This window comes from Paenibacillus sp. B-A-8 (assembly GCF_048572915.1).
In the GTDB taxonomy this organism is placed as follows: domain Bacteria; phylum Bacillota; class Bacilli; order Paenibacillales; family Paenibacillaceae; genus Paenibacillus_AQ.
Genome location: NZ_CP183882.1, coordinates 5,253,646 through 5,277,250, shown reverse-complemented (window position 1 = coordinate 5,277,250; position 23,605 = coordinate 5,253,646). Strand labels below are relative to the sequence as shown.

The 23,605-nt window shown below is 45.2% G+C and carries 20 protein-coding genes and 1 other RNA gene; 19 read left to right on the top strand and 2 right to left on the bottom strand.

What is annotated here, in order from left to right; translation table 11 throughout:
• The first annotated feature begins 6 nt into the window (after positions 1-6).
• The 16 genes from ACN6MV_RS23885 (at position 7) to rnpB (ending at position 17,104) form a co-directional block, all read left to right on the top strand.
• The gene (locus tag ACN6MV_RS23885; protein ID WP_042130326.1) at positions 7-2,262 is read left to right on the top strand and encodes an HD family phosphohydrolase; all 2,256 of its coding nucleotides are present in this window, start codon (positions 7-9) and stop codon (positions 2,260-2,262) included.
• Positions 2,259-2,756 (top strand): rRNA maturation RNase YbeY, encoded by a 498-nt coding sequence (ybeY, locus tag ACN6MV_RS23880; protein WP_341114505.1) that lies wholly within the window; start codon positions 2,259-2,261, stop codon positions 2,754-2,756. The genes ACN6MV_RS23885 and ybeY overlap by 4 nt, the downstream gene beginning before the upstream one ends.
• On the top strand, positions 2,756-3,151 hold the full coding sequence (locus ACN6MV_RS23875) for a diacylglycerol kinase family protein (RefSeq protein WP_419885015.1): 396 nt from the start codon (positions 2,756-2,758) through the stop codon (positions 3,149-3,151). Before ybeY ends, ACN6MV_RS23875 begins: the two co-directional genes overlap by 1 nt.
• A gap of 391 nt (positions 3,152-3,542) precedes the next feature.
• Entirely contained in the window at positions 3,543-3,962 is a 420-nt protein-coding gene (locus ACN6MV_RS23870) for a cytidine deaminase (RefSeq protein ID WP_419885014.1), read from the top strand.
• A 694-nt stretch (positions 3,963-4,656) separates the two neighbouring features.
• Positions 4,657-5,550, top strand: coding sequence for a GTPase Era (era, locus tag ACN6MV_RS23865; protein ID WP_042130317.1), 894 nt, complete (start codon positions 4,657-4,659; stop codon positions 5,548-5,550).
• A 112-nt stretch (positions 5,551-5,662) separates the two neighbouring features.
• Entirely contained in the window at positions 5,663-5,806 is a 144-nt protein-coding gene (locus ACN6MV_RS23860; RefSeq protein ID WP_076117313.1) for a YqzL family protein, read from the top strand.
• Positions 5,807-5,842: 36 nt separating this feature from the next.
• Positions 5,843-6,598 carry a DNA repair protein RecO gene (gene recO / locus ACN6MV_RS23855; protein WP_042130315.1) on the top strand — a complete coding sequence of 252 codons (756 nt, stop codon included), beginning with the start codon at positions 5,843-5,845 and terminating at the stop codon, positions 6,596-6,598.
• Positions 6,599-7,119: 521 nt separating this feature from the next.
• Positions 7,120-8,007: a glycine--tRNA ligase subunit alpha gene (glyQ, locus tag ACN6MV_RS23850; RefSeq protein WP_042130314.1), complete on the top strand. Its 888-nt coding sequence runs from the start codon at positions 7,120-7,122 to the stop codon at positions 8,005-8,007.
• Positions 8,000-10,075, top strand: coding sequence for a glycine--tRNA ligase subunit beta (glyS, locus tag ACN6MV_RS23845; RefSeq protein ID WP_339287692.1), 2,076 nt, complete (start codon positions 8,000-8,002; stop codon positions 10,073-10,075). The genes glyQ and glyS overlap by 8 nt, the downstream gene beginning before the upstream one ends.
• 239 nt (positions 10,076-10,314) lie before the next feature.
• The gene (locus ACN6MV_RS23840; protein WP_042132397.1) at positions 10,315-10,791 is read left to right on the top strand and encodes a YaiI/YqxD family protein; all 477 of its coding nucleotides are present in this window, start codon (positions 10,315-10,317) and stop codon (positions 10,789-10,791) included.
• Positions 10,792-10,830: 39 nt separating this feature from the next.
• A complete protein-coding gene (gene dnaG, locus ACN6MV_RS23835; RefSeq protein WP_339291442.1) occupies positions 10,831-12,651 on the top strand; it encodes a DNA primase in 1,821 nt (606 codons plus the stop codon).
• Positions 12,652-12,691: 40 nt separating this feature from the next.
• The gene (rpoD, locus tag ACN6MV_RS23830; protein WP_042130309.1) at positions 12,692-13,825 is read left to right on the top strand and encodes an RNA polymerase sigma factor RpoD; all 1,134 of its coding nucleotides are present in this window, start codon (positions 12,692-12,694) and stop codon (positions 13,823-13,825) included.
• A 107-nt stretch (positions 13,826-13,932) separates the two neighbouring features.
• Complete coding sequence (locus tag ACN6MV_RS23825; RefSeq protein ID WP_341114497.1) at positions 13,933-14,757, top strand: hypothetical protein; 825 nt, start codon at positions 13,933-13,935, stop codon at positions 14,755-14,757.
• 5 nt (positions 14,758-14,762) lie between these two features.
• A complete protein-coding gene (locus tag ACN6MV_RS23820; RefSeq protein WP_076117474.1) occupies positions 14,763-15,533 on the top strand; it encodes a tRNA (adenine(22)-N(1))-methyltransferase in 771 nt (256 codons plus the stop codon).
• Positions 15,509-16,624 (top strand): Nif3-like dinuclear metal center hexameric protein, encoded by a 1,116-nt coding sequence (locus ACN6MV_RS23815; RefSeq protein ID WP_076117305.1) that lies wholly within the window; start codon positions 15,509-15,511, stop codon positions 16,622-16,624. Before ACN6MV_RS23820 ends, ACN6MV_RS23815 begins: the two co-directional genes overlap by 25 nt.
• 64 nt (positions 16,625-16,688) lie before the next feature.
• Positions 16,689-17,104, top strand: an RNA gene (gene rnpB / locus ACN6MV_RS23810) — RNase P RNA component class A.
• Positions 17,105-17,631: 527 nt separating this feature from the next.
• On the opposite strand, the gene ACN6MV_RS23805 is transcribed toward rnpB, so the two are convergent.
• A complete protein-coding gene (locus ACN6MV_RS23805; protein ID WP_419885013.1) occupies positions 17,632-18,852 on the bottom strand; it encodes a PLP-dependent aminotransferase family protein in 1,221 nt (406 codons plus the stop codon).
• A gap of 93 nt (positions 18,853-18,945) precedes the next feature.
• Here ACN6MV_RS23805 and ACN6MV_RS23800 point away from each other — a divergent pair, with 93 nt between their 5' ends.
• Positions 18,946-20,385 carry a PLP-dependent aminotransferase family protein gene (locus tag ACN6MV_RS23800; protein ID WP_042130302.1) on the top strand — a complete coding sequence of 480 codons (1,440 nt, stop codon included), beginning with the start codon at positions 18,946-18,948 and terminating at the stop codon, positions 20,383-20,385.
• Between the two features lie 6 nt (positions 20,386-20,391).
• Here the strand turns inward: ACN6MV_RS23800 and ACN6MV_RS23795 are convergent, their stop codons facing one another.
• Positions 20,392-22,329, bottom strand: a complete 1,938-nt coding sequence (locus tag ACN6MV_RS23795) for a S8 family peptidase (RefSeq protein ID WP_419885012.1) — start codon at positions 22,327-22,329, stop codon at positions 20,392-20,394.
• A gap of 309 nt (positions 22,330-22,638) precedes the next feature.
• On the opposite strand from ACN6MV_RS23795, the gene ACN6MV_RS23790 reads away from it, so the two are divergent.
• Both ACN6MV_RS23790 and ACN6MV_RS23785 read left to right on the top strand, forming a co-directional pair.
• A complete protein-coding gene (locus ACN6MV_RS23790; protein ID WP_042130298.1) occupies positions 22,639-23,136 on the top strand; it encodes a YpuI family protein in 498 nt (165 codons plus the stop codon).
• A gap of 237 nt (positions 23,137-23,373) precedes the next feature.
• Positions 23,374-23,595: a DUF1540 domain-containing protein gene (locus tag ACN6MV_RS23785; protein WP_076117472.1), complete on the top strand. Its 222-nt coding sequence runs from the start codon at positions 23,374-23,376 to the stop codon at positions 23,593-23,595.
• Positions 23,596-23,605 lie beyond the last annotated feature (10 nt).

Below are 23,605 nucleotides of genomic sequence, written 5' to 3'. Positions count from 1 at the left end.
GTCTTCATGGCTTCAAAGCAACCATCTAAATTAAGCGGATTTGTATATACGAACAACGGGTGGAAGTATAGCGCGGCGACACGCTATGCTCTTTTCCTGTTACTCGGACTTGTGTTCTACTTCAGTCTGTCGCCCGATCTGCTGCCCAAGCGGTATGATATTAAAGAGAATACGCTCAGTGCGAAGGAGATTACAGCGCCTAAGCAAATTCTGGACAAGAAGGCAACGCTAAAAGCGGCGGAAGAAGCTGCCGAAGGTGTATCACCTAAGTACAAAATTATCCCGATGAGGGCTGATAATCTTGTGACCTCACTGCTGGACCGGATTGATCGCCTCAATCAGGATGATTTGATTTCGCAAAGCGATAAGACTGAGATTTATCGTGATGAGATCCCGCAGAGAGCCAATGATTTTATTTTAAATTTCATAGCCTCAAATCGGGGCGGAGGCACTTATTCTGATCATCTTTTGGAGGAAATGCAATCCGTCATAAAAGAGCAGACCTATGTCATTCCTGATGAAACTTACATTAAGATTCCACGACTGACCTCTCAGGACATTATCGAAATGAAGCCAGTCGCCCGTGATATTGTGACTAGGCTGATGAATGATCAAATCACGGACGCCCAGACTGCACGCGCCAAAGTGGCGGAGCAGGTCAGTATCAGCTCACTGAGTCAGCGTACGGCGCGTGAGGTTGTGCAAGAGTTAGTAAGGCTCGTTATTACAAGCAATAAGTTCTATGACGAAGATGCAACGAAGGAAGCGAAGGTACAGGCTCGTGAGAACACACCTGATGTGTTCATTGAGCAAGGGGACGTCCTCGTGGCTAAAGGACAAAAAATCACTCCTGAGCTGTACGCTCTTTTGGATGAGAATGGCCTGCTAAGTAATGAGGTCAACTATTGGCCTCAGGTTGGATTGCTATTACTTGCTACCATGCTATCTGCGGGTTTGATGGTATTTATCCGATACTCAGGCGGAACCGCGGGCTTCAAGTATAATAATTCCCAGTTATTAATGCTGGTGCTTGTTTTTGTTATTACGATTATCACTATGCGGTTGACCGCAATTTTGCAGACGGATGTCCATTCCTATCTTGGGTATCTGGCTCCAGTAGCCATTGGTGCTATGCTGATTACCATGCTTCTGGATATGACATTAGCGTACTTCTGTTCTATTCTGATCAGTATACTCGCCAGTATCATTTTGAATGTTCAGCAGAATTCGGTGTTTGACTTCACTTTTGGCTTCTTTTCAATAGTTGTTTGTTATGTGGCTATTTTTGCCACTCATCGTGCAGGTCAGCGTTCCACATTATTAAAGGGTGGGATTATGGTATCCCTTTTTGGTTGTGTGACTGTCTTTATGCTGATGCTGTTAGCTGGTGGAGAATGGAAAGATGTAAGCACGCTGTATGCCGTTGGTTTTGCTTTTGCGAGTGGACTTTTGACTGCGGTGCTTGTGATTGGTCTGATGCCTTTCTTCGAAGCAACCTTTGGGATTCTATCAGCACTGAAGCTGGTAGAATTGTCTAATCCAAACCATCCGTTGCTGCGCAAGCTTCTTACCGAAACACCGGGAACCTATCACCATAGTGTAATGGTAGGTAACCTGTCGGAGGCTGCCGCGGAAGCGATTGGAGCAGACGGTCTACTGTGCCGTGTAGGATCGTATTATCATGATATCGGCAAAACAAAACGTCCGTTTTATTTTATTGAGAATCAGAATAACATGGAAAATCCGCATGACTCTATTGAACCGAAGCTTAGTAAATCTATCATAGTGGCCCATGCCCGCGATGGGGTGGAAATGCAACGAGAATATAAGCTGCCTAAGCCGATTCGTGATATTGCGGAGCAGCATCATGGAACTACGTTCCTGCATTATTTTTATCATAAGGCACTGAAGCTGGCTGAAGAAAAAGGTGTAGAGCCTGATTTTACAGAAGAAGATTTCCGTTATCCTGGTCCGAAGGCTCAATCGAAGGAATCGGCCGTTGTCGGAATCGCCGACAGTGTTGAAGCTGCGGTGAGATCATTGCGTAAACCAACTGTCCTACAGGTGGAGACGATGATTGAGAAGATTATTAAGAGTCGACTGGATGATCATCAGTTTGACGAATGTGATTTAACGATTAAAGAATTGGACATTATTGCACGGACGCTGAAAGAAACGGTCATGGGAATTTTCCATTCACGGATCGAATACCCAGAAGATGTGCGTAAGCCGAAAAAAGAGGAAGGGGCAGCTAACCCATGAGTTTGGAGATCGTTTGGGATAACGAGCAAGAAGAATACGAGATAAAGGACGATCTCATAGCGCTGCTGGAGAGCATTTTGCAAAAAGCAGGTGAAGCGGAAGGGATCGATCAGGGAGAGGTTGCACTTACTTTTGTCGATAACACTCGTATTCATGAGTTGAATTTGGAATACCGGGGAATTGACCGTCCGACAGATGTACTTTCTTTTGCGATGAATGAAAGCGGAGAGGACGAGCTGGACATTATATACGAAGTAGAAGAAGGCGAAGTGCTGGAAGATGTTCCGGACGTACTGGGAGATATCATTATTTCCGTAACTCGTGCTCAGGAGCAAGCGCAGGAATATGGTCATTCGCTGGAGCGTGAGCTTGGTTTTCTCTTCGTGCACGGATTTCTGCACTTGTTAGGATACGATCATCAGGATGAAGCTTCAGAGGCTGAGATGATGTCTAAGCAAGAGAAGGTACTGGCTCAGGTTGGGTTGACTCGCTAATGGTGAAGAACACGGCGGTAGGACACAAGAAGTTCTGGCACTCTTTTCGGTTTGCATCGCAAGGCATCGTGTCGGCATTCAAATCCGAGCTTAACATGAAGGTGCATTGCTGTTTGGCTGTGGTTGTACTTATTGCCGCTGCCGTGTTCAGACTTCCACTGGCCAGTTGGATGCTGTTGCTCTTTTCAATCACGCTTGTCTTAACCGCCGAGCTACTCAATACGGCAATTGAAGCGACGGTAGACCTGATCTCGCCGGAGATTCATCCACTGGCTAAGAGAGCTAAAGATACCGCCGCAGGAGCTGTGCTTCTTACGGCGGTGTTTGCTGTCTTAGTCGGGGTCTATGTTTTTTACCACCCGGTGATGGACTGGATTAGCGGACTTATGTCATAATCAGGTTACAATTCAATTCAGGGGAGAGGCGGACCCGCGTTTTGCGATTCCGCCTCTTTGGTTACTGGATGTTTAGGAAGCGAGTTTTGTACGAAGTAATTCTACGGTGTAACGCTCTGCAAAACGAAGTGAATGCTTCCAAAGTAGTTTTGTACGAATTATTTCTACGGTGTAACGCTCTGCAAAACGAAGTGAATGCTTCCAAAGTAGTTTTGTACGAAGTAATTCTACGGTGTAACGCTCTGCAAAACGAAGTGAATGCTTCCGAAGTAGTTTTGTACGAAGTATTTCTATGAAGTAACGCTAACAAAACGAAGTGAATGCTTTCGAAGTAGTTTTGTACGAAGTATTTCTATGAAGTAACGCTAACAAAACTTTAGGAGGAACCAATATGGATTCCGCTCTTCTTATGCAAGAAGCGATTAAAGCACGTGCTAAGGCATATATTCCCTACTCCCGATTCGGAGTCGGAGCCGCCCTCCTTGATCAGGATGGTCATATTCATCACGGATGTAATGTAGAAAACGCTGCTTTTGGCCCAACCAATTGCGCAGAGCGGACAGCTTTATTCCGTGCTATCGCCGACGGTCATGCTATCGGTTCATTTAAGGCGCTCGCCGTTGTTGCCGATTCAGACGGTCCTGTATCACCCTGCGGTGTATGCCGGCAAGTTATGATTGAGTTGTGTTCACCAGACATGAAGGTTATCCTTGGAAACATGAAGGGTGATATCGTTGAGACCACTGTGGGAGAATTACTCCCAGGCGCATTTGGTCCCGTAGATCTGAAGCAAGGACAAGCTCCTGAGTAAAATGAGAGTTTGATTTATGCCTGTTAAAGGCAGATCGAGCTTAGATTAACGAAGGTTGCTGTTTTAATTGCACAATGTACAGTTAAATCGCCCCGAGTTCACATTAATCTATGTTTAGTTGTAGAAAATACAATTAATTTCTTGTTTAAATCCATAGTTGGTTCGTAAGACAGAATTTAATTGCACAGAATACAACTAACACACCAAAGACATAGCTCTAAGTCGAATTAACTGTACAAAATACAATTAAAAGTGTGCGTTCATCATCAAGTTAGGTTAGAATGATGCAAATTATGTGTTGTTAGAGTAACATTACGAGGTAAGCACCACGGCAAAGCCGCTAGCGATTCCTAGTATACGTAAACGGAGCCAGCGAATTCTAGCACATTGTTACTTATAAACCTGCCTGTAGCTACATCTCTGCTTTCTTTATCATCGTGAACTCAGAAGTGTGCGAGCCGTGGGGATAAGAAGCAATGAAGCGTGTCACGATAGGGGACGAAAGCGCTCCTGCGCATTGTCCCTCTAATCCCGCCAAACGTTGCAGATACGCCAATTTCCGGGTATCCAGCGGGACGGGGCTCTCTAAATCCCCCCGACGAAGGGGGATTTAGAGGGATCGAAAAAGCTTTTTAAAAAAGAATAAATGTTTGAAAAAGGTTGAACTAGAAGGAAAGTATGGAAGGAAGATAATATGAAATTCAAATCAGGCTTTGTCGCAATTATCGGCAGACCGAACGTAGGCAAATCGACACTCATGAACCAGGTTATTGGACAGAAGATTGCAATCATGTCGGATAAGCCACAGACCACTAGAAACAAAATCCATGGGGTCTATACAACGAATAATTCACAAATCGTGTTCCTGGACACACCAGGTATTCATAAAAGACAGTCCAAGCTAGGCGACTACATGAACCAGACAGCAATGAGCACGCTGGGTGAAGTTGAGGCTGTGCTGTTCCTTGTGGACGCTGCAGATGGTTTGGGCGGTGGAGACCGATACATTGCTGAGCAATTAAACGGACTTAAGACGCCGGTTATTCTTGTGCTCAACAAGATCGATAAAATAGAGCCGGAAGCATTGCTCCCGCTTATGGCTGAGTATAACAAGCTGCATAGCTTTGCTGAAATCATTCCGATTTCCGCTAAGATGGGAAGCAATGTTAACACGCTGTTAGAGCAAGTCGCTAAGTATTTGCCAGAAGGTCCACAATACTACCCAGAAGATCAAATTACGGATCACCCTGAGCAATTTGTATGCGCAGAACTAATCCGTGAGAAGATTCTGCATTTGACGCGCGAAGAAGTACCGCATTCCATTGCTGTGGCTATCGAAGATATGAGGGTTGAGCCGAATGGTGTGGTACATGTGTCTGCCGTTATTTTTGTCGAACGTGATTCGCAAAAGGGGATTATTATCGGTAAGCAAGGTGCGCTGCTGAAAGAGGTTGGCAGACGGGCTCGGACAGACATTGAGAACCTTTTGGGTTCGAAGATTTTTCTGGAGCTTTGGGTAAAAGTGAAAAAAGACTGGCGCAATCAGGACCGCGTTCTGCGGGATTTGGGCTTCCATAAAGACCTTTAAGATCTATTTCCGTCATTCCTCGTTTGGCAGGAATTGCAAGGATAGAACCTGGCTCATCGCACATCCTAATTCTTGAAGAGACATCGTCTTTCCCAAGAAAGGATGAATACGAATGCGAAACTTTTCGTGGAAGTATTTTGCAATGACAGGAGACGTCGATGCTTACCTGCTATACAAGGAAGCTGGCTATCCACTTGAAGACAGTGGATTACAGCTAGTGGAAGAAGAGAAGGTCTGTGATGAAGAAGCGCAATAAGGACTGGTTGCTTGCCGAATGGTTGGGGGAAGAGGCATGCTACACAGGGTGGAAGGGATCGTCATCCGCAGCATGGACTACGGCGAGGGGAACGCAATCATTACGCTTTGCACCGAGAACGCCGGGAAAGTAGGAGTTCTGGTACGAGGCGCTAAGAAGGTCAAAAGCCGCCATGCTGCCCTGATCCAGCTGTTCACCGTCGGGGAATTTGTTTTTTTTAGAAATAACGGAGGTCTTGGGACGCTGAATTCCGGCGAAATCACGAAGTCTCACCACCCATTGCGTGAGGATTTGATCAAAGCTGCATATGCGTCTTACGCTTGTGAACTGCTTGATAAAGTTCTGCATGATGAGGAAACGGGGAGCTTCTGGTTTCGCCAGCTTACGGCTTGCTTGAACGCACTTGAAGAAGATAAGGAACCTGGAGTTATTATAAATGTTTTTGAAATGAAGATTTTGCAAGCGGCTGGTTATGGTCCAGAGTTCGACACCTGTGTGATATGTGGAGCTGAAAAGCCTGATGAACAACTGCTGATAAGCCCTCGCCTGGGCGGGGCACTATGCCGCAGCTGTAAACATAATGATCCTCCAGCAATGGAGGTCTCTGCCCGCGCATTGAAATTGTTGCGTTTATTCGCCAGACTTGATCTAACTAGATTAGGGAATGTGGATGTTAAAGAAAGCAGCCGCGATGAACTGAAAAAAATTATGCGAGCCTTTATGGATGTGCAGCTTGGATTAAAGCTGAAATCACAGAATTTCCTAGATCAGCTCGACAAGTACAAGATTTGACGAAATCTGATTTTTCCGTTACTATAGGATCAGTTTAATTATAAGATTTATCGCCGTTTTGCTCCATTTTGGGAGAACGTGCATTGATCGGGAAAGTAGTGAGCGATTTTGTCGCGATTCAGCGAGCCGGGGGTAGTGAGAGCCTGGCGGGACAATGTTCATGAACATGGCACCCGGGAGTACGGATATGGCGAATGAAAGTGGATTTCGTTCTTGTCTTTAGCAGTAATTTTGCTGAATCAAGGTTGGAATCAAGTAGGGTGGAACCGCGGGAGAATAAGTTAAGCTCTCGTCCCTATGTCTGTTAATCAGGCATGGGGGCGGGGGTTTTTTGTTGCTGTCCGGAGCGAAAAATGCCGCCTCCATGGTAAGAAGTTTTAAGTAAGCAGAGGCAAGCATAAACGCCTTCGACGTCCTTGTAAGAACGGTGAACGTTTATGCGAAAAATATAAGAAATAAGTATTGTGTGATGCTTATACTTCTTATATTTTAAAAACTTGTAAAGCGAAGGAGACGGTATTATGAACTTTCAGCAGATGATTTTGACGCTGCAGCAGTTCTGGGCTGAACAGAACTGTATTATCGTACAGCCTTATGACACTGAAAAAGGCGCCGGTACAATGAACCCTATGACATTTTTACGCTCACTAGGTCCTGAACCATGGAGAGTTGCGTATGTAGAGCCTTCACGTCGCCCATCCGATGGACGTTATGGAGAAAACCCGAACCGTCTGTATCAGCATCATCAATTTCAAGTTATTATCAAACCATCGCCAGATAACATTCAAGAGATTTACTTGGATAGTTTGAAAGCACTCGGCATTGATCCGCTCTTGCATGATATCCGTTTTGTTGAGGATAACTGGGAGAACCCTTCACTCGGTTGTGCAGGTCTAGGATGGGAAGTATGGCTGGATGGTATGGAAATCACTCAGTTTACGTACTTCCAACAGGTGGGTGGAATTGAAGCCAATCCAGTAGCCGTAGAAATCACTTACGGTATGGAGCGGTTAGCATCCTACATTCAAGATAAAGAAAATGTATTCGATCTTGAATGGGTTAGCGGCATGACTTACGGTGATGTTTTTCATCAGCCGGAGTTTGAGCATTCTACTTACACCTTTGAAGTATCTGATGTAAAAATGCTATTCTCACTATTCAACATGTACGAAGAAGAAGCGCGTAGAGCGATGGAGCAACATCTTGTATTCCCAGCCTACGATTACGTGTTGAAATGTTCACATAGCTTTAATCTGTTGGATGCGCGTGGAGCCATCAGTGTTACTGAACGGACTGGATTTATTACCCGAGTGCGTAATCTTGCCCGCTCTGTAGCGGCAACATATCTTGAGGAACGCGAGAAGCTTGGCTTCCCGCTGCTGAAGAAAGAAGGTGCTGACCGTGTCTAAAGATATCCTGTTTGAGATCGGTCTGGAGGAAATTCCAGCACGTTTTATCCGCGCTGCGATGGAACAGCTACAAGATAGAACATCCAAGTGGTTGGATTCTGCACGGATTACCCATGCTGGAGTTACTGCCTATGCAACACCACGTCGTCTCGCTGTTTTAGTTAAGGATGCGGCTGAGAAGCAAGAAGATATTAGCGAAGAGGTTAAAGGACCATCACGCAAAATCGCACTGGATGCCAACGGGGACTGGAGTAAAGCTGCCTTAGGATTTGCCCGTAGTCAGGGTGTATCTCCAGAGCAATTTACATTCAAAGAGCTTGCTGGAGTTGAGTATATTTATGCTACTAGAAATAGTGCAGGGGTAGAGACAGCTTCATTGCTCTCTGAAGGTCTTTTAGGGATCGTAAATGCAATGACTTTTCCGAAAAACATGCGTTGGGGAGCTTACGATTTTAAATTCGTGCGTCCGATCCGCTGGTTAGTTGCTCTTTTTGGAAAAGATATTATTGATTTGGAAATCACGGATGTAAAAGCAGGTAATGTGAGCCGTGGACATCGTTTTCTGGGAACAGAGACCGTAATTTCGGAGCCTGTACAATATGTGGAGAGCTTACGTGCGCAGCATGTCCTTGTAGATGTGAAGGAACGGGAAGAACTGATCCTGAAACAAATCAACCAATTGGCTGAAGAAAAAAACTGGACGATTGCGATCAAAGAGGATCTTTTGGAGGAAGTACTGTTCCTAGTGGAAACACCTACCGTACTGTTTGGAACCTTTGACCCATCGTTCTTGAACATTCCACAGGATGTGCTGATTACTTCGATGCGTGAGCATCAGCGGTATTTCCCAGTATTTGATGCAGCGGGCAAACTTCTACCTTTCTTCGTAACGGTACGTAACGGGAATGCAGTATCTTTGGATGTTATTGCTAAGGGTAATGAGAAGGTGCTCCGTGCTCGTCTATCAGATGCCAAATTCTTCTATCAAGAAGATCAAAAGATGAAGATTGACGATGCACTAGCCAAATTAGAGAATATCGTCTACCATGAAGAACTTGGCAGTGTTGGAGATAAAGTTCGTCGTATTCGCCAAATCTCCGATCGTCTCGCTGTAAAGTTGGGATTGTCTGATAGGTCCCTCACTGAAGTAAGTCGGACTGCTGATATTTGCAAATTCGACCTTGTAACTCAAATGGTTTATGAATTCCCGGAACTTCAAGGCACTATGGGCGAAGATTATGCACGCAAAGCAGGAGAGCCTGAAACTGTGGCAAAAGCGATCTTCGAGCATTATCAGCCACGATTCGCTGGAGATGCAGTACCTTCGACAGATGCCGGCTCGGTTGTCAGCATTGCGGATAAGATCGATACGATTGTAGGATGCTTCTCCATCGGTATAATTCCTACAGGTTCCCAGGATCCTTACGCACTGCGTCGTCAGGCTGCAGGGATCGTTCAAATCGTGCTTGAGCATAAATTGCCGATTACGCTGCGTGAAATTTTTGAAGCGGCAATAGAAATTCATAAAAATTCAGGGAATTCGAAACATTCTGACGATGAACTACGTATAAACCTGTACGAGTTCTTCGGTCTGCGTGTTAAACGCCTTTTATCCGACAATGTACGCTATGATGTTGTGGACGCTGTTACAGCGGCGGGCTTTGATGATGTGGTTGATGTTGTAGGCAGAAGCCGTGCACTTATGAGTGCTGTGTTAGAGCAGGCAGACTTCAAAATTACCGTAGATTCACTCACTCGTGTCAGTAATCTGGCAGCGAAAGCAACCAGCGAAGTGATTGAACCTTCTTTGCTTAAGGAAGATGCTGAGCTGCAGCTGTACAAAACATGGCAGGAGTTACACACACCGTATCTTGAAGCGATGTCTGCGAATAATGCCGAAGAAGCACTTCGTATTCTTTCGGGTCTAAAAGATGCTGTTACAGTATTTTTCGATTCGGTTATGGTTATGGCGGAGGATGAGCAGGTACGTGCTAACCGTTTAGCTCTGCTTGCTGGGATTGATGCTGACTCCAAGGCGTTTGCTGATTTTGGCAAGCTCGTCTGGTAGACGACTGAGCACCGGAGTTACCGGCTGAATTCAAGATTCGACGTTTGATCAAAGAACAGCTTTTTGAACAACATCTATAAGAAAAGTTTGTGTCTTATGGTATAGAATGTTGGTTTGGGGTATAAATATACGGAACGGTGCCAATGCGTCATTTGACATCCGTTCCGTATTTATGCATAGAAAGAAGGATTTCTTGCGGTGAGGGCGTATATATATTACACGGGAAATTGGTGATGATCATGGAGAAGAAGTCCCAATCTAGAACTATAGTCGTGGATGGGGATGCTTGTCCGGTCAAAAAAGAAATTGCCGAAGTAGGGCGCGCTTTTGGTGTGCCAGTACTGATGGTATCTTCTTATGACCATGCACTGAAAGCTGAAGAGGGTGTAACGGTTGTGCAGGTGGACCGGGGAGATCAGAGCGCCGATCTATATATTGCCAATCATATTAATGCAGGAGATGTGGTATTGACGCAAGATTATGGTCTCGCAGCACTTGCGCTCGGCAAACGATGCAGTGTGCTTTCTTTTCGTGGCCAGGAATATGATGATTCCAAAATGGATTTTATGTTGGAAGGTAGGCATGCCAGGGCCGTGGAACGAAGACGGGGACATTATTCTAAGGGTCCGAAACCTATAACGGCAGAAGAAAAATTATATTTTCAACATAAAATGACAAAACTTTTAATACTTTTGCAGGAGAATGTGGAGCAATAGCGAATTATATTTATTTGTTAAGAATTGAAGGTGGTTGAAGTGGCTAGCGGACACGGGAATATTCCGGAAGAAGTTATCGAAAGCGTGCTTGCACGTCATGATATTGTCGATACAGTCGGTAAGGTTGTCCATTTGTCCAAGCAGGGGAAATATTTATGGGGCCTCTGCCCGTTTCATTCGGAGAAAACCCCTTCCTTTACAGTTACCCCCGACCGGGGAGTATTTCATTGCTTTGGCTGCGGCATGGGTGGAAATGCCATCAAATTTAGGATGGAAATCGAAGGATTAACCTTCCCCGAAGCCGTCAAAATAATGGCTGAAGAAAGTGATATTCCCGTACCTGAAGGTAAGGGAGGCCTGATGTCTCCTCCTGATCCGGAACGCGATCGGTTGATTCAAGCTTATGAATGGTCCGCAAAGTTTTATCATTACTTGCTGAAGAATACGGAACACGGCAAAGCCGCAATGGAGTATTTAAGAGCCCGGAATTTCAGCGATAAAATGATTGACCAGTTTCAGATCGGATATGCTCCGGACCGCTGGGATACTTTGCTACAATTTTTGGAGAAACGGAATTTTGATCTTGCTGAGATGGAGAAAGGTGGACTCCTGTCTGCTCGAGGCGAGGGCAAAGGATATATAGACCGTTTCCGTGGTCGGATTATTTTTCCGATTGCGAACCGCACAGGCAAGGTGATTGCATTCGCCGGAAGAATTCTTGGAGAAGGACAACCCAAGTATTTGAATTCTCCAGAGAGCAGATTATTTAACAAAAGCCGGATTTTATACAATTTGCACCAGTCCAAAGCATCCATCCGCAAAACGCGGCAAATCGTCCTCTTTGAAGGATACGGAGATGTCATTTCGGCCTGGGAAGCAGGTGTGCATAACGGTGTAGCAACAATGGGAACATCTTTAACTGAAAGTCATGTAGCACTGATGAAGAGTCTGGCCGATGAAATTGTACTGTCTTATGACGGTGACCGGGCAGGACAAGCAGCTGCTATGAAGTCCATTCCTATGCTTGAAGGCAGTGGTCTGCGTGTAAAGATCGCCTTACTGCCAAGCGGGCTCGATCCAGATGAGTTCATCTCCAAGCATGGTGGAGAAAGGTTTATGGATCAGGTTATTGATTCAGCGGTCTCATCCATAAAATTTAAGCTTATATATCTGAAAAAAAACCATATACTCCTAGAGGAAGATGGCAAAATTGCCTACGTTAAAGAAGCTTTGGAGGTCATTGCTTCGTTACATTCCTCGACCGAGAGAGAGGTTTACCTAAGGGAAATCGCTTCTGAGCTGGAACTTTCATATGATAGTTTGAAGCAGGATTGTAATTTACTTAGGGCATCGATGCAAAAAAACATCCCGGAAGGGGATAATAACGACAAAAGGTGGAATAATGGTAGGCATAAAAAAGGGCAAGTGCAGACACCAACTTTGCTGCCCGCTTATCATGTCGCGGAACGGCGTCTACTGTCCTTTATGATTCAGGACCCGGAAGCCGCCACGTATGTGGGCGAACGCCTCGGAGAAGATTTTAACATCGATGATCATGCGGCAATTGCCGCTTATCTATATGCCTATTACGCGCAAGGCAAACCACCCGGCATTAGTCGGTTTCTATCATCGCTTCAGGATGATCGTCTAGAGAAAACTGCTACATCAATTTCCATGATGGATACACCTCCAGACTGGAATATGCAGGTGCTGGATGATTGTATCCGTGAAGTACGGAAATACCCACTGCAGCGCAAGATGGATCAGAAGCGTGAAGAGATGATTCAGGCGGAAAAGTCAGGTGACTTTTTGCGTGCGGCACAAATAGCAAGTGAGATTATAGCCCTAGAGAGACAATGAAATGTTGACAGGATGTACCTAGGGAGGAGGGAGTCGAATTATGGCGAACGATCAGCATACTGAATTGGAAGCAGAATTTACTTTGGATCAGGTTAAGGACCAGCTTATTGAGCAAGGCAAGAAAAGATCATCATTGCTATACAAAGATATTATGGAGAAATTATCGCCGTTTGATCAAGACCCCGAGCAAATGGAGGAGTTCTATGAACAACTCAGTGATTTGGGGATTGAAGTTGTAAACGAGAACGATGAAGAGGTTAACAGCCTCCGGCCAAATGAGGACAATGAAGACAAAGAGGGCGATGAGTTCAGCTTTGATGATGATTTGTCACTTCCGCCAGGGATTAAGATTAATGACCCTGTCCGTATGTATCTGAAAGAAATTGGGCGCGTTCCGCTGTTGTCGGCTGACGATGAAGTGGAGCTTGCTATGCGGATTAAGAATGGTGACGAGGAAGCCAAACGTCGTCTCGCGGAAGCGAATTTACGTCTCGTAGTAAGTATCGCTAAACGTTATGTTGGACGCGGTATGCTGTTCCTCGATCTGATTCAGGAAGGTAACATGGGTCTGATCAAAGCGGTAGAGAAATTTGACCATAACAAAGGGTTCAAATTTAGTACGTATGCAACTTGGTGGATTCGTCAGGCCATTACCCGCGCGATTGCGGATCAGGCACGTACGATTCGTATTCCTGTACACATGGTGGAGACGATCAACAAGCTGATTCGTGTCTCTCGTCAATTGCTGCAAGAACTGGGACGTGAACCTTCGCCAGAGGAAATTGCGGCTGAGATGGAGCTGACGGTTGAGAAAGTTAGAGAAATCATGAAGATTGCCCAAGAACCAGTATCGCTCGAAACACCGATCGGTGAAGAAGACGATTCTCATCTGGGAGATTTCATTGAGGATCAGGAAGCCTTGGCTCCCGCGGATGCAGCAGCCTATGAACTGCTGAAGGAACAGCTGGAGGATGTACTGGACACGCTCACAGAGCGTGAAGAGAATGTACTTCGTCTACGTTTTGGCTTAGATGATGGCCGGACGAGAACGCTTGAAGAAGTGGGCAAAGTGTTCGGTGTTACCCGTGAACGGATTCGCCAAATTGAAGCTAAAGCATTACGTAAGCTTCGTCATCCTAGCCGTAGCAAACGACTTAAGGATTTCCTTGAATAGTATTTCATGAACTGGACCTTCTGCTGCTCAGTAGCAGGAGGTTCTTTTATTTGAATTACGACCCTAAAAAGTGCTGACCTTGTGTATCTGGAAAGAAGGATGAGCCAGTGAATTTGGAAAAACGCGAAATTATTATAAAAGAGATTCAGTATTGGAGAAATAACAGATTGCTTCCAGAGCAATATTGCGACTTCTTAACCAACCTGTATGACGATGAAGCTGCGGCCAAGGACAACAATCCAATTTCGCTGAAGAATCTACAGCAGGGAAACATCAAAATTTGGCTGTTTGGTTTTGGAATTATTTCCTTGATTTTCTTGATTAGTCTTTATTTTAGCGTTTTTCCCTGGCCTTTGCAACTTGCAACAGCACTATCCGTATTAATTGTTTGTTATGGATACTCAGCGGTTTACAGGGATCGAAATCATGTGATTAGTCTTATCCTAGCAGGGCTAGGCAGTGTGTTAACGCTTGGTTTTGGACTATGGTTGATTGCTTTGCATGATCTTGATCCCCAGCTCTGGAGACCGATTCTGATTGGGGCCTGTGGCTTGTTATGGTGTATTTTGGGATTTGTACTCCGGATCGGCTTGCTGCAGTACTGCGGTTATGCTTTTTGGGCATTACTATATGCGGGATTCTTTGGGGGTAAACGCCCTGAGGCTTCGATGCTAGAGCTTGAGCTCTTATGGCTACCATTGTGTGTAATGATGGTGTGGCTTAGCTGGCTTTTACATCACAGAGTGAGAGGCGTCGCTAGTGTTTTTTTTGCAGTGGGAGTATCGCTATGGATCATGCCTGAGCTCGATGCGCTTTTATTCAGACAGGATTATCCACAGTGGATTTCGTTTATGCTGATTTTTAAAATTGCGGTAGGCTTGGTCCTGCTGTTCTTGTTTCGAAAAAAATGGATAACGTGGGTGGCAACATGAACAATGTGAAATTATCAGATCGTCTTCAGCAATTGCTGGAGCAAATTCCGCAAGGAAGCAGGTTGGCAGACATCGGCTCTGATCATGCTCTGCTTCCTGTAGCTGCTGTAAAAAGCGGTAAGGCTGTATTCGCAGTAGCAGGTGAGGTAAACCCGGGTCCCTTTGATGCTGCTTGTAAAGGCGTTGCAGAGGCCGGACTAGGGAAGGTGATCTCAGTGCGGCGAGGTGATGGCCTTGAGGTACTGGAACCTGGTGAAGTTAATTGTATCACGATCGCTGGCATGGGAGGGGCTTTAATTGCCTCCATTTTAGACCGTGGTCAAAGTCAAGGCAAGCTAAAGGATGTTACAACACTTGTACTTCAGCCGAATGTGGGCGAGGATATTTTGCGTCGATGGCTGCTAAATAATGATTGGGTTCTTGTAGCTGAAAGCATTCTGGAAGAAGACGGAAAGCTGTATGAAGTATTGACCGCTGTACCAGAGGATTCAAGTGCGGGAATTACAAATGCCAATGTATATCGTGAGGTTACGTTAGGCGATTCCGCTATGGTTCGTGGTCGGGATACCTTGCTACAGATGGGACCTTTTCTGATTCAAGCACCGAATGAAGTGTTTTTTGCTAAGTGGCAGGGAGAGATTCAGAAATTGGAAGGCATTCTAACATCATTATCACGTTCAGAACTCGAATCTGCGGAGAATAAACGGAAATTAATTCGAGATCAGATCAAGGAGATTACGGAGGTGCTGCAATGCTTGCCAAAGGACAAACAGTAATTCAATATATGGAGCAACTGGCTCCGAAGCATTTAGCCGAAGAGTGGGACAAAGTCGGTCTGCAACTAGGTTCCTTACAAAAAGAAATTACCAATGTGCTGGTTGCACTGGATGTTAATGATGAAGTCGTCGAAGAAGCTATTAGACTCGGCTGTAATCTAATCATAGCCCACCATGCGATTATTTTTCGTCCGCTTCAAGGGATTCAGACCGATACACCGATGGGTAGAATGTATGAAAAACTGATCAAAAATGACATCGCGGTATATATCAGTCATACGAATCTGGATGTTACTGAAGGTGGAATGAACGATTGGATGGCGGAAGCTCTGGGCATTGAGAACGGAGTGCCTATCAAAGACATTCATTCAGAGCAATTGTCGAAGCTGGTGGTATTTGTGCCAAAAGACCACCATCAGAAAGTCTTGGATGCCATCCTGAATGCAGGAGCAGGGGCAATTGGCAACTATAGTCATTGCAGCTTCAATATCGAGGGATACGGTACTTTTATTCCGGGAGAAGGCACAGACCCTTATATCGGGGAAAAAGGTAAGCTGGAGCGTGCCGAAGAGATTCGTATTGAGACAATCGTGCCACACACTATCCGCAATAAAGTGGTACAGGCTATGCTCAAGGCTCATCCGTATGAAGAAGTTGCCTACGATTTGTACACGATGGATCTTAAAGGTCGCAGTTTAGGGCTTGGGCGAGTAGGTAAGCTCAAAGAGCCTACAACACTTGGGCAATTCGTTGAGACGGTAAAAAAAGGTCTGAAGGTAGACCATGTTCGTGTTGTGGGTGATTTGGAGCGTCCGATTCGTAAGGCTGCTGTTCTCGGCGGTTCCGGTGGAAAGTATTATAATAGTGCTATTTTCCGTGGTGCGGATGTACTGGTTACCGGTGACCTTGATTACCATACAGCACAGGATGCCGTGCTTGCTGGTATCACTCTGATTGATCCAGGACATAACGCGGAGAAGATCATGAAAGAGAAAGTAGCAGAGTGGATGACGGGGAAACTAGTGGAGCATAAGTACGATACATCTGTACATGCTTCGCAGGTGAATACGGAGCCATTTAAGTTTCTATAAAATTGCCAGTTAATAATGCTTGTGCCAGACATGTGATGTCTGTATAATATATAATGTTGTTCGGAAAGTTTGACAGACAATCGCCGGTGACGTGAAGACGTCACGGGAGGAAAGTCCGGGCTCCATAAGGCAGGATGCTGGATAACGTCCAGTCGGCGCGAGCCGAAGGATAGTGCCACAGAAATGGACCGCCGATGGCCGCCTTAGGGCGGCACAGGCAAGGATGGAACCGAGGTGTAAGAGACCCCGAGGAACGCTGGTGACTTCGTTCCTGGTAAACCCCATCTGGAGCAAGACCTAATGAGACGCAGCAGATTCCTTTATTGGAATAGGCAGCCTTAGCCTGAGGCGCGTCTAGGTTGGTCGCTGGAGCTGTGCAGTAATGTACGGCCTAGATAGATGATTGTCGCTTATGGTGGGAGGGTAGTTCCCGATCGAACCACGACGAGCACAGAACCCGGCTTACGGCAAACTTTCCTAACTGCAACGTCATTTTTAACAACACCATACAAGCGGCGTATCTCGGGAAACCGGATCACGTCGCTTTTTTATAAATATAAGAAAGTATAAGCTTCACGTTATACATTATCCTTATATTTCTCTCATAAATGCTTACCGTCCTTATAACGCTAAAGGTGTTTATGCTCGTGGCAAGAAGATATGTAGAAAGTGGGAAACGTGTAGCATGGGTAATTATCAGATTTGCGAGTTTTGCGGACATTTATATGAACGAAACAATAAGAGAATGTGCAATAGTTGTGATGAGATGTATCAGAGAATCAGGCAAATCGTAGAGACTTCACCCGACACGATGGTATTAAATATATCCCTTCAGACAGGGGTAAGTGTCAGTAGAATCATGTCTTTTGTTGAAAATGGATATTTTAGGATCAATAAAGATAGCATAGAAGTGTCTAAGAAGTAAATTACTCTAGGCATGCAGGGAATTAAATAACCCGGCTTCCCCATCCTATAAAGGATGAAGAAGCCGGGTTATTAGATCATGATTACGATCGAACCGTGGATTGATTCTCCCGCCATTGTACCAACGCTTTCTCCAGACGCTGAACAGCAACGGGGATAAGTTCAGGTGGCGTATGTGTGAAATTCAGACGCATCTTGTTCTTCAGGGGCTGTGATGAATAGAACACCTCACCTGGAACAAAAGCAACACCGTGCTCTACTGCTAGCGGAAGTAATTCCTTCGTGTTGATCTCTTGGGAAAGCGTAAGCCATAAAAACATACCGCCTCGTGGCTCTAGAAAATGAGCACCTTCCCAGTTCTGTGATCTGAGTTCAGCGGATAAAAGTTTCATTCGAGAATAATATTCTCTTGAGATGACACGGATATGCTGCTCAATATCGAAATGAAGCAGCAGTTCATCCAAAGCGCGCTGGTCAATAGTGCTAGAATGCAGATCAGCTGCTTGTTTTGCTTTGGCGATGGTCTTGATGAGACTAGAATCACCGATAATCCAGCCGGTACGCAGGGCAGGGGCTACGATTTTGGAAAAGGTTCCAGTGTAAGCAACACAATAATCGCCGCCATAGCTTCTGTCGATGGACGCTAGTGAGGGTGGATAAAGATCTTTATTTTCCTCAAAGGTTATTTCACCGTAGGGATTGTCCTCCAAGATCAGAACATTGTAACGGCGGCAGATTTCAACCACTTTCTCACGACGTTCTTTACTCCAGGTTGCGCCTGAAGGATTGTTGAAGGTCGGAACTGCATATAGGAGTTTGGGACGTAGTTTTTGAATTTGATTCTCCAGGTGATCTGGCAGAATGCCTTGGTCGTCGTTATTGATCGTATGAATATCAGCTCGATAGGAGCCAAGCACCTGTATGGCTGCTAGATAAGTGGGGGCTTCAACAAGGACAGCATCACCGGGGTCAAGTAGTATTTTACATAGTAGATCTATGGCCTGTTGGGAACCAGTAGTCAGAATCATTTCAGACGCTGAAACAGGGATTCCTTGTCGAGTAAGTCTTTCAGCGATTTTGTCACGTAGTGGAGTAAAGCCCTCGGTTAGTCCGTATTGAAGTGCTGAGGTATCGCTGGAGAGCACACGGTTATAAGCGTCCCGTACGGCCTCCAAGGGAAACAAATCCTCCCCAGGCAGCCCGCCTGCAAGTGAAATGATGTCATTGCCCTGTGTAACTTTTAGAATCTCGCGAACGGCTGATGATCCTAGATGATTGGCTGCGGCCGAGTATTTGATATCCATAAATGAGTTCTCCACCTTTCGATTTGGTGCTATCATAATAGGAGTACTGTATAACAGTAAAGCGTTGAATATAACAGTGGAGGTGAAGGGTTCATGCATATCGATTTGATTCGAGGCGGCAGTAAGTCTCTGCCCCATCAGATCAGTGAAACCCTAAATCAGCGGATCTCATCAGGACTGCTCCAGCAAGGTGTCCGGCTGCCCTCCGTAAGAAGTTTGGCTACAACTCTGAGAGTAAGTCAGGTTACTGTAAGCAAGGCTTACGATGTGCTTGAGAAGCGAGGGCTTATTTATTGCAGACAGGGTAAAGGCTGCTTTGTAGCCGATCCTGGGCATATTAAACGTCAGGAAGAGGGGCGCTGGCAGGATGTATATGATGATTATTTGCCGAGAGCTCAGCTTTGGCGCAATTTTGATTACTCTGAAGTAAAGTATCCCTTTCATATAGCTGCAATTCATAGTGAGCTACTCCCTCTAAAAAATATCGGTGACTCCTATGCAGCATTAGTCACTCAGCAGCCGGAGCTTATGGCAACCTATGGGAACTTCCAAGGTGATCTGGAGCTGCGAGGAATCATGAGAGATCATTTGAAAACACGTGGAATTTCGCTCACCTCCTCGGATTTGATGATCACAAGCGGAACTCAGCAAGGCATTGATCTGGTAGCTCGTACCTTTGTCGGACCTGGAGATACTGTGTATCTTGAGGCGCCTAGTTATACTGGGGCTATTGATGTTTTTGCAGGACGAGGTGCAGAGATGATCTTTGTACCTACGGACAGTGAAGGGATGAGGGTGGACCTTCTGACAAGAATGTGTGATCAGAGACCGCCTAAACTGATTTATACTATCCCTACTTTTCAGAATCCGAGCGGAGTAACCATGAGCATGGCAAGAAGACAACGGCTGCTGGAATTAGCCCGCAGTTATCGTTGCCTTATTGTAGAGGATGATCCATTTAGTGATTTATATTTTCATGCGCCTCCGCCTGGGGCAATCAAATCGATGGATTCCCAAGGGCATGTAGTTTATATGAAGAGCTTCAGTAAAGTTATAGCACCCGGCTGTAGAATTGCCTGTGTTGCCGCTGAGAGGAATATTCTGTCTCGGCTTATCGCCGCTAAGTCTGCAAGTGATCTAGGGAGTCCTCTCCTCACGCAACGGGCAGTATTACCGTTTATTGCGGGCAAGTATGAATCCTATGCTGCTCAATTACGAATTACACTTCGCGGTCGCATGGAAAAGGCGGCAAAGCTGCTTAAGCTCTACGCGCCGCCTGGAGTGAACTATATTCTTCCTGAGGGAGGACTTAATCTATGGCTGGAGCTACCAGCTTCTCCCGATATCGCAAGATTACATGAGCTTGCCGAACAAGAGAGCATTTCTTTTTTACCTGGTGATGTCTGTTATTCCGCAGAAACTCCTTCTCGGCATATCCGTTTGTGTTATTCGCAAATGAATGAAACGGATATGGAGGAAGGTTTACGGTTATTTCTCCGTCTGCTTGGTCGGTTTTTGCGGGTGAGCGGTTAAGGGGTGTTACTTAGGGTTACTTAATCTTTGTTTCAATTGATTCATTTGCTGTTGCACATGCTGTGGCCATAGCTGTAGCGGAACCTGATTGCCGCTAGCGGCTTGCAGTGTCTTATAAATATCGACCTGACCCCACCCGAAATATTTGTCATGACCGGGAGTGCCTAAATCAACGGCATTTTTGGTCATAAGATCCATAACTTCGGTATTCGTTAGATTCGGATTCAGTGAACGAACCAGACCTGCCAGTGCAGCGACGTGAGGACTGGCCATCGATGTTCCGGATAAAGCGGCATACTGGCTATCAGGGTAAGTACTTGCTATGCTTTCTCCGGGTGCGGCGACATCAATATAATCGCCGTAGTTGGAGAAGGAAGCCTTTTCCCCCGAAGCATTGGTTGCAGCTACTGCAATCACTTCAGGATAGGCAGCAGGGTATCCTGGGCGTTCTGTATTATCATTGCCTGCAGCAGATACCAAGACGATATCTCGGTCATAGGCATATTTGATTGCGTCATGAAGAAATTGGGAATCCGCGTAGTTGCCTAGGCTTAAATTTATGACTTTTGCACCGTTGTCAGCTGCCCAAATGATACCTTCTGCTACGGAATATGTGGTACCTGCTCCTGAATTATCGAGTGCTTTTACCGGAAGGATCTTGTTATACCAGCTAATTCCCGCCACGCCTTCTCCGTTATTAACCAGTGCGCCTATAATTCCAGATACATGTGTGCCATGTCCTACATCATCTTCTGGGGTGGAACCGTTGGTGATCGCATTATACCCGGTCAAAAGCTTACCTTTTAGATCTGGATGATTGATCTGGACTCCGGTATCCACCACAGCCACGACAACCTCTTTACTACCCTTAGAAAGGTTCCACCCTAGTTCGGTTTCTATCGCCGGCAGATTCCATTGATAAGTGGAGAATAACATGTCATTTGGAGTAACGGTTCCCTCTGCGTTTTTAGTTATCGTATCATTGGTTAAATACATATAGTGGGGCTCTGTATATTCAGGATGCCATTTATTGGTGAAATAATCTTTGAGCTCATAATAAGTCATCTTCTCCGAACGAAAAATATAGGCATACCCAAGCTTACGCGGCTTCTTACCGTTGATGTCAGCGGTTATCGTTTGAAGCTGCCCCGGTGTAGGTGAGTTGTTGCGGAAACGGACGACAATTTCATTCTCATAAAAATGGCTGGCGTTTTCGTTATCATGACCAGTCTTGACGGTGATATCCTTTAAATTGTCGGTATGGACAGACTCTACACGGTACTTGCCTTCCTTCGGATAAGGAATGAGACGCAGGTTCTTCAGCTGATGATCTGCCACACGCCCAAGCACCTTTTGGTTAATAAGTGCGATGATGCCTACATTTTTTTCTTTGTTCCGCTGAGCGATAAAGTAATATTTCTCTTTACCGATTGTAAACGTTGGAGATTCATAGGATTGATGACCATGGATCGCTGATTTCGCCGTCTTTAGATATTTCTGCAGCTGTTGTTTCTCCTGTTCGGTCCCTTGAGGAAATGAGGAGGACTTAAAGGTTTCCGTTTTATGCTTGCGAAAATCGATCCACATTAGCATGGTGATAAATCCGTGGTTCTGCTGCAAACGTTTCGCATACACTGATTTATCATGGAGCGAAGTCATTCCATCCGTTTCAGAGAGGAGCTTGGTCAAATGTCTGCTGACATCGACTCTATTCAGGTGATCCGTCGCATCAACATCTTGAGATAAGGAGGTTTTTTTCAACGACTTTTCCTGTGAAGGATTTGGTGCTGAATGCAGGGCTGAAGTTGGAGCAGGATTCGGTACAGCGACATTAGCGACTTCTCTGGTTGTCCCATTAGCAGCAGGGCGCAGCGCAAAGGTGAGTAAAACAACTGTGAACGCAGCTGTTATCAGACCTGCAACCGTTAGATTTTTTCGTGACATGATTTCCGCTCCTCTACACATTGTAATGTCTATAGGTTTAGAAGAGAGCGTATGTTTTATGCATCTTAGAAAAGGATACCTTCCTTACGTTTTTTATGATAATATCAGAGAGAATAAGCATCTGGAGTTCGCATCCTGATATTGCAGGAGATATGTCGATAGATGTTCTTTTAATTTTCAGAAGGTTAGACTTCTCTGTGTTTACATCCTGATATTGCAAGAATAAAGAGATACGTCTAGAGACTATTTCTTCATAGGATTAACTTTATTGACTACAAGAGCAGGGAATAATAAGGGGGAGCAACCGCCATGTCAGCAGCCAATGTGCAGAAATTATGTGAATCGACGAGAGACAAACTTAAAGATGTAATTGATAAGATGGAAATTTTTCTAAACGAGCATGCGTTGCCTCAACTTGTAACTGAAAGTGATGAGGAAACTGTACACTTTTATCAAGGATTTCTGTCCGATGTTCGTCATCTGTTAGTGTTCTCGGAAATGTCTTATGAGAAGCTGGGAGTTGCGCTGCGTCGTGCTACATTCGATGAATCTTTTGCGCAGAAAGCGCTTTATAATGTGTATCACTATGGCGTGAATAACTTCTTCTATCCAAAGAATGAAAGCTATTCTGAAGATGGACGTTATGCTTATACTGGACAGGATGCCATTCGTTTCCGTAAAAAGCCAGTTCGTCCGGCACGTGATATCATTCTTGAAATTACCAAGACTTATGAAGAGTTACGCGATGACCTTACTTATTATGAGAACGACTATTTGACTGAGAAACGTATGCAAAATCAGGTTTAACAGTTAAATTGTTCGTGTAAAGGATCAGCACTTCGTCCATTTATAATGGCCAAGGCTGGTCCTTTTTTGACGTATTAGAATTTATATATTTTGGGCCCCCACAAAGTACCTGAGTACGCATCGAAGCACCCCCCATTTTGTGGGGATATTTTGCGTGGGCTTCGTTACATCAACTGGAAACCTGCCTGTCGAATAGGCGGGAAATCGAGCGGACATAATGAAGCCGAGGTGATAAATATGTCGAGTGTAAAGCCATTAGTCAAATGTAGTGTGAGCAATTGTCATTATTGGGGCGAGCATAATTTATGCCGGGCTGAAGAAATTATTATTGAGATCGACAAGCATGCGGGTAGTGGATTTAAAGAAGAATATGCTGAGGAAATGACGAATGAGGGTCACCACGATCATGTCGCAACATCGTCTGCAACATGCTGTTTAACTTTTAAGCCGAACTCCTAGGAGGCCGCCC

What these genes read in the sequence shown, in the direction of transcription:
- glyQ (WP_042130314.1), top strand. Translation starts at nt 7,120, where the DNA reads ATGAACTTTCAGCAGATGATTTTGACGCTGCAGCAGTTCTGGGCTGAA.
- ACN6MV_RS23785 (WP_076117472.1), top strand. Translation starts at nt 23,374, where the DNA reads ATGTCGAGTGTAAAGCCATTAGTCAAATGTAGTGTGAGCAATTGTCAT.
- rpoD (WP_042130309.1), top strand. Translation starts at nt 12,692, where the DNA reads ATGGCGAACGATCAGCATACTGAATTGGAAGCAGAATTTACTTTGGAT.
- ybeY (WP_341114505.1), top strand. Translation starts at nt 2,259, where the DNA reads ATGAGTTTGGAGATCGTTTGGGATAACGAGCAAGAAGAATACGAGATA.
- ACN6MV_RS23885 (WP_042130326.1), top strand. Translation starts at nt 7, where the DNA reads ATGGCTTCAAAGCAACCATCTAAATTAAGCGGATTTGTATATACGAAC.
- recO (WP_042130315.1), top strand. Translation starts at nt 5,843, where the DNA reads ATGCTACACAGGGTGGAAGGGATCGTCATCCGCAGCATGGACTACGGC.
- ACN6MV_RS23805 (WP_419885013.1), bottom strand. Translation starts at nt 18,852, where the DNA reads ATGGATATCAAATACTCGGCCGCAGCCAATCATCTAGGATCATCAGCC.
- ACN6MV_RS23870 (WP_419885014.1), top strand. Translation starts at nt 3,543, where the DNA reads ATGGATTCCGCTCTTCTTATGCAAGAAGCGATTAAAGCACGTGCTAAG.
- ACN6MV_RS23875 (WP_419885015.1), top strand. Translation starts at nt 2,756, where the DNA reads ATGGTGAAGAACACGGCGGTAGGACACAAGAAGTTCTGGCACTCTTTT.
- ACN6MV_RS23790 (WP_042130298.1), top strand. Translation starts at nt 22,639, where the DNA reads ATGTCAGCAGCCAATGTGCAGAAATTATGTGAATCGACGAGAGACAAA.
- era (WP_042130317.1), top strand. Translation starts at nt 4,657, where the DNA reads ATGAAATTCAAATCAGGCTTTGTCGCAATTATCGGCAGACCGAACGTA.
- ACN6MV_RS23795 (WP_419885012.1), bottom strand. Translation starts at nt 22,329, where the DNA reads ATGTCACGAAAAAATCTAACGGTTGCAGGTCTGATAACAGCTGCGTTC.
- ACN6MV_RS23800 (WP_042130302.1), top strand. Translation starts at nt 18,946, where the DNA reads ATGCATATCGATTTGATTCGAGGCGGCAGTAAGTCTCTGCCCCATCAG.
- ACN6MV_RS23840 (WP_042132397.1), top strand. Translation starts at nt 10,315, where the DNA reads ATGGAGAAGAAGTCCCAATCTAGAACTATAGTCGTGGATGGGGATGCT.
- ACN6MV_RS23860 (WP_076117313.1), top strand. Translation starts at nt 5,663, where the DNA reads ATGCGAAACTTTTCGTGGAAGTATTTTGCAATGACAGGAGACGTCGAT.
- ACN6MV_RS23815 (WP_076117305.1), top strand. Translation starts at nt 15,509, where the DNA reads ATGCTTGCCAAAGGACAAACAGTAATTCAATATATGGAGCAACTGGCT.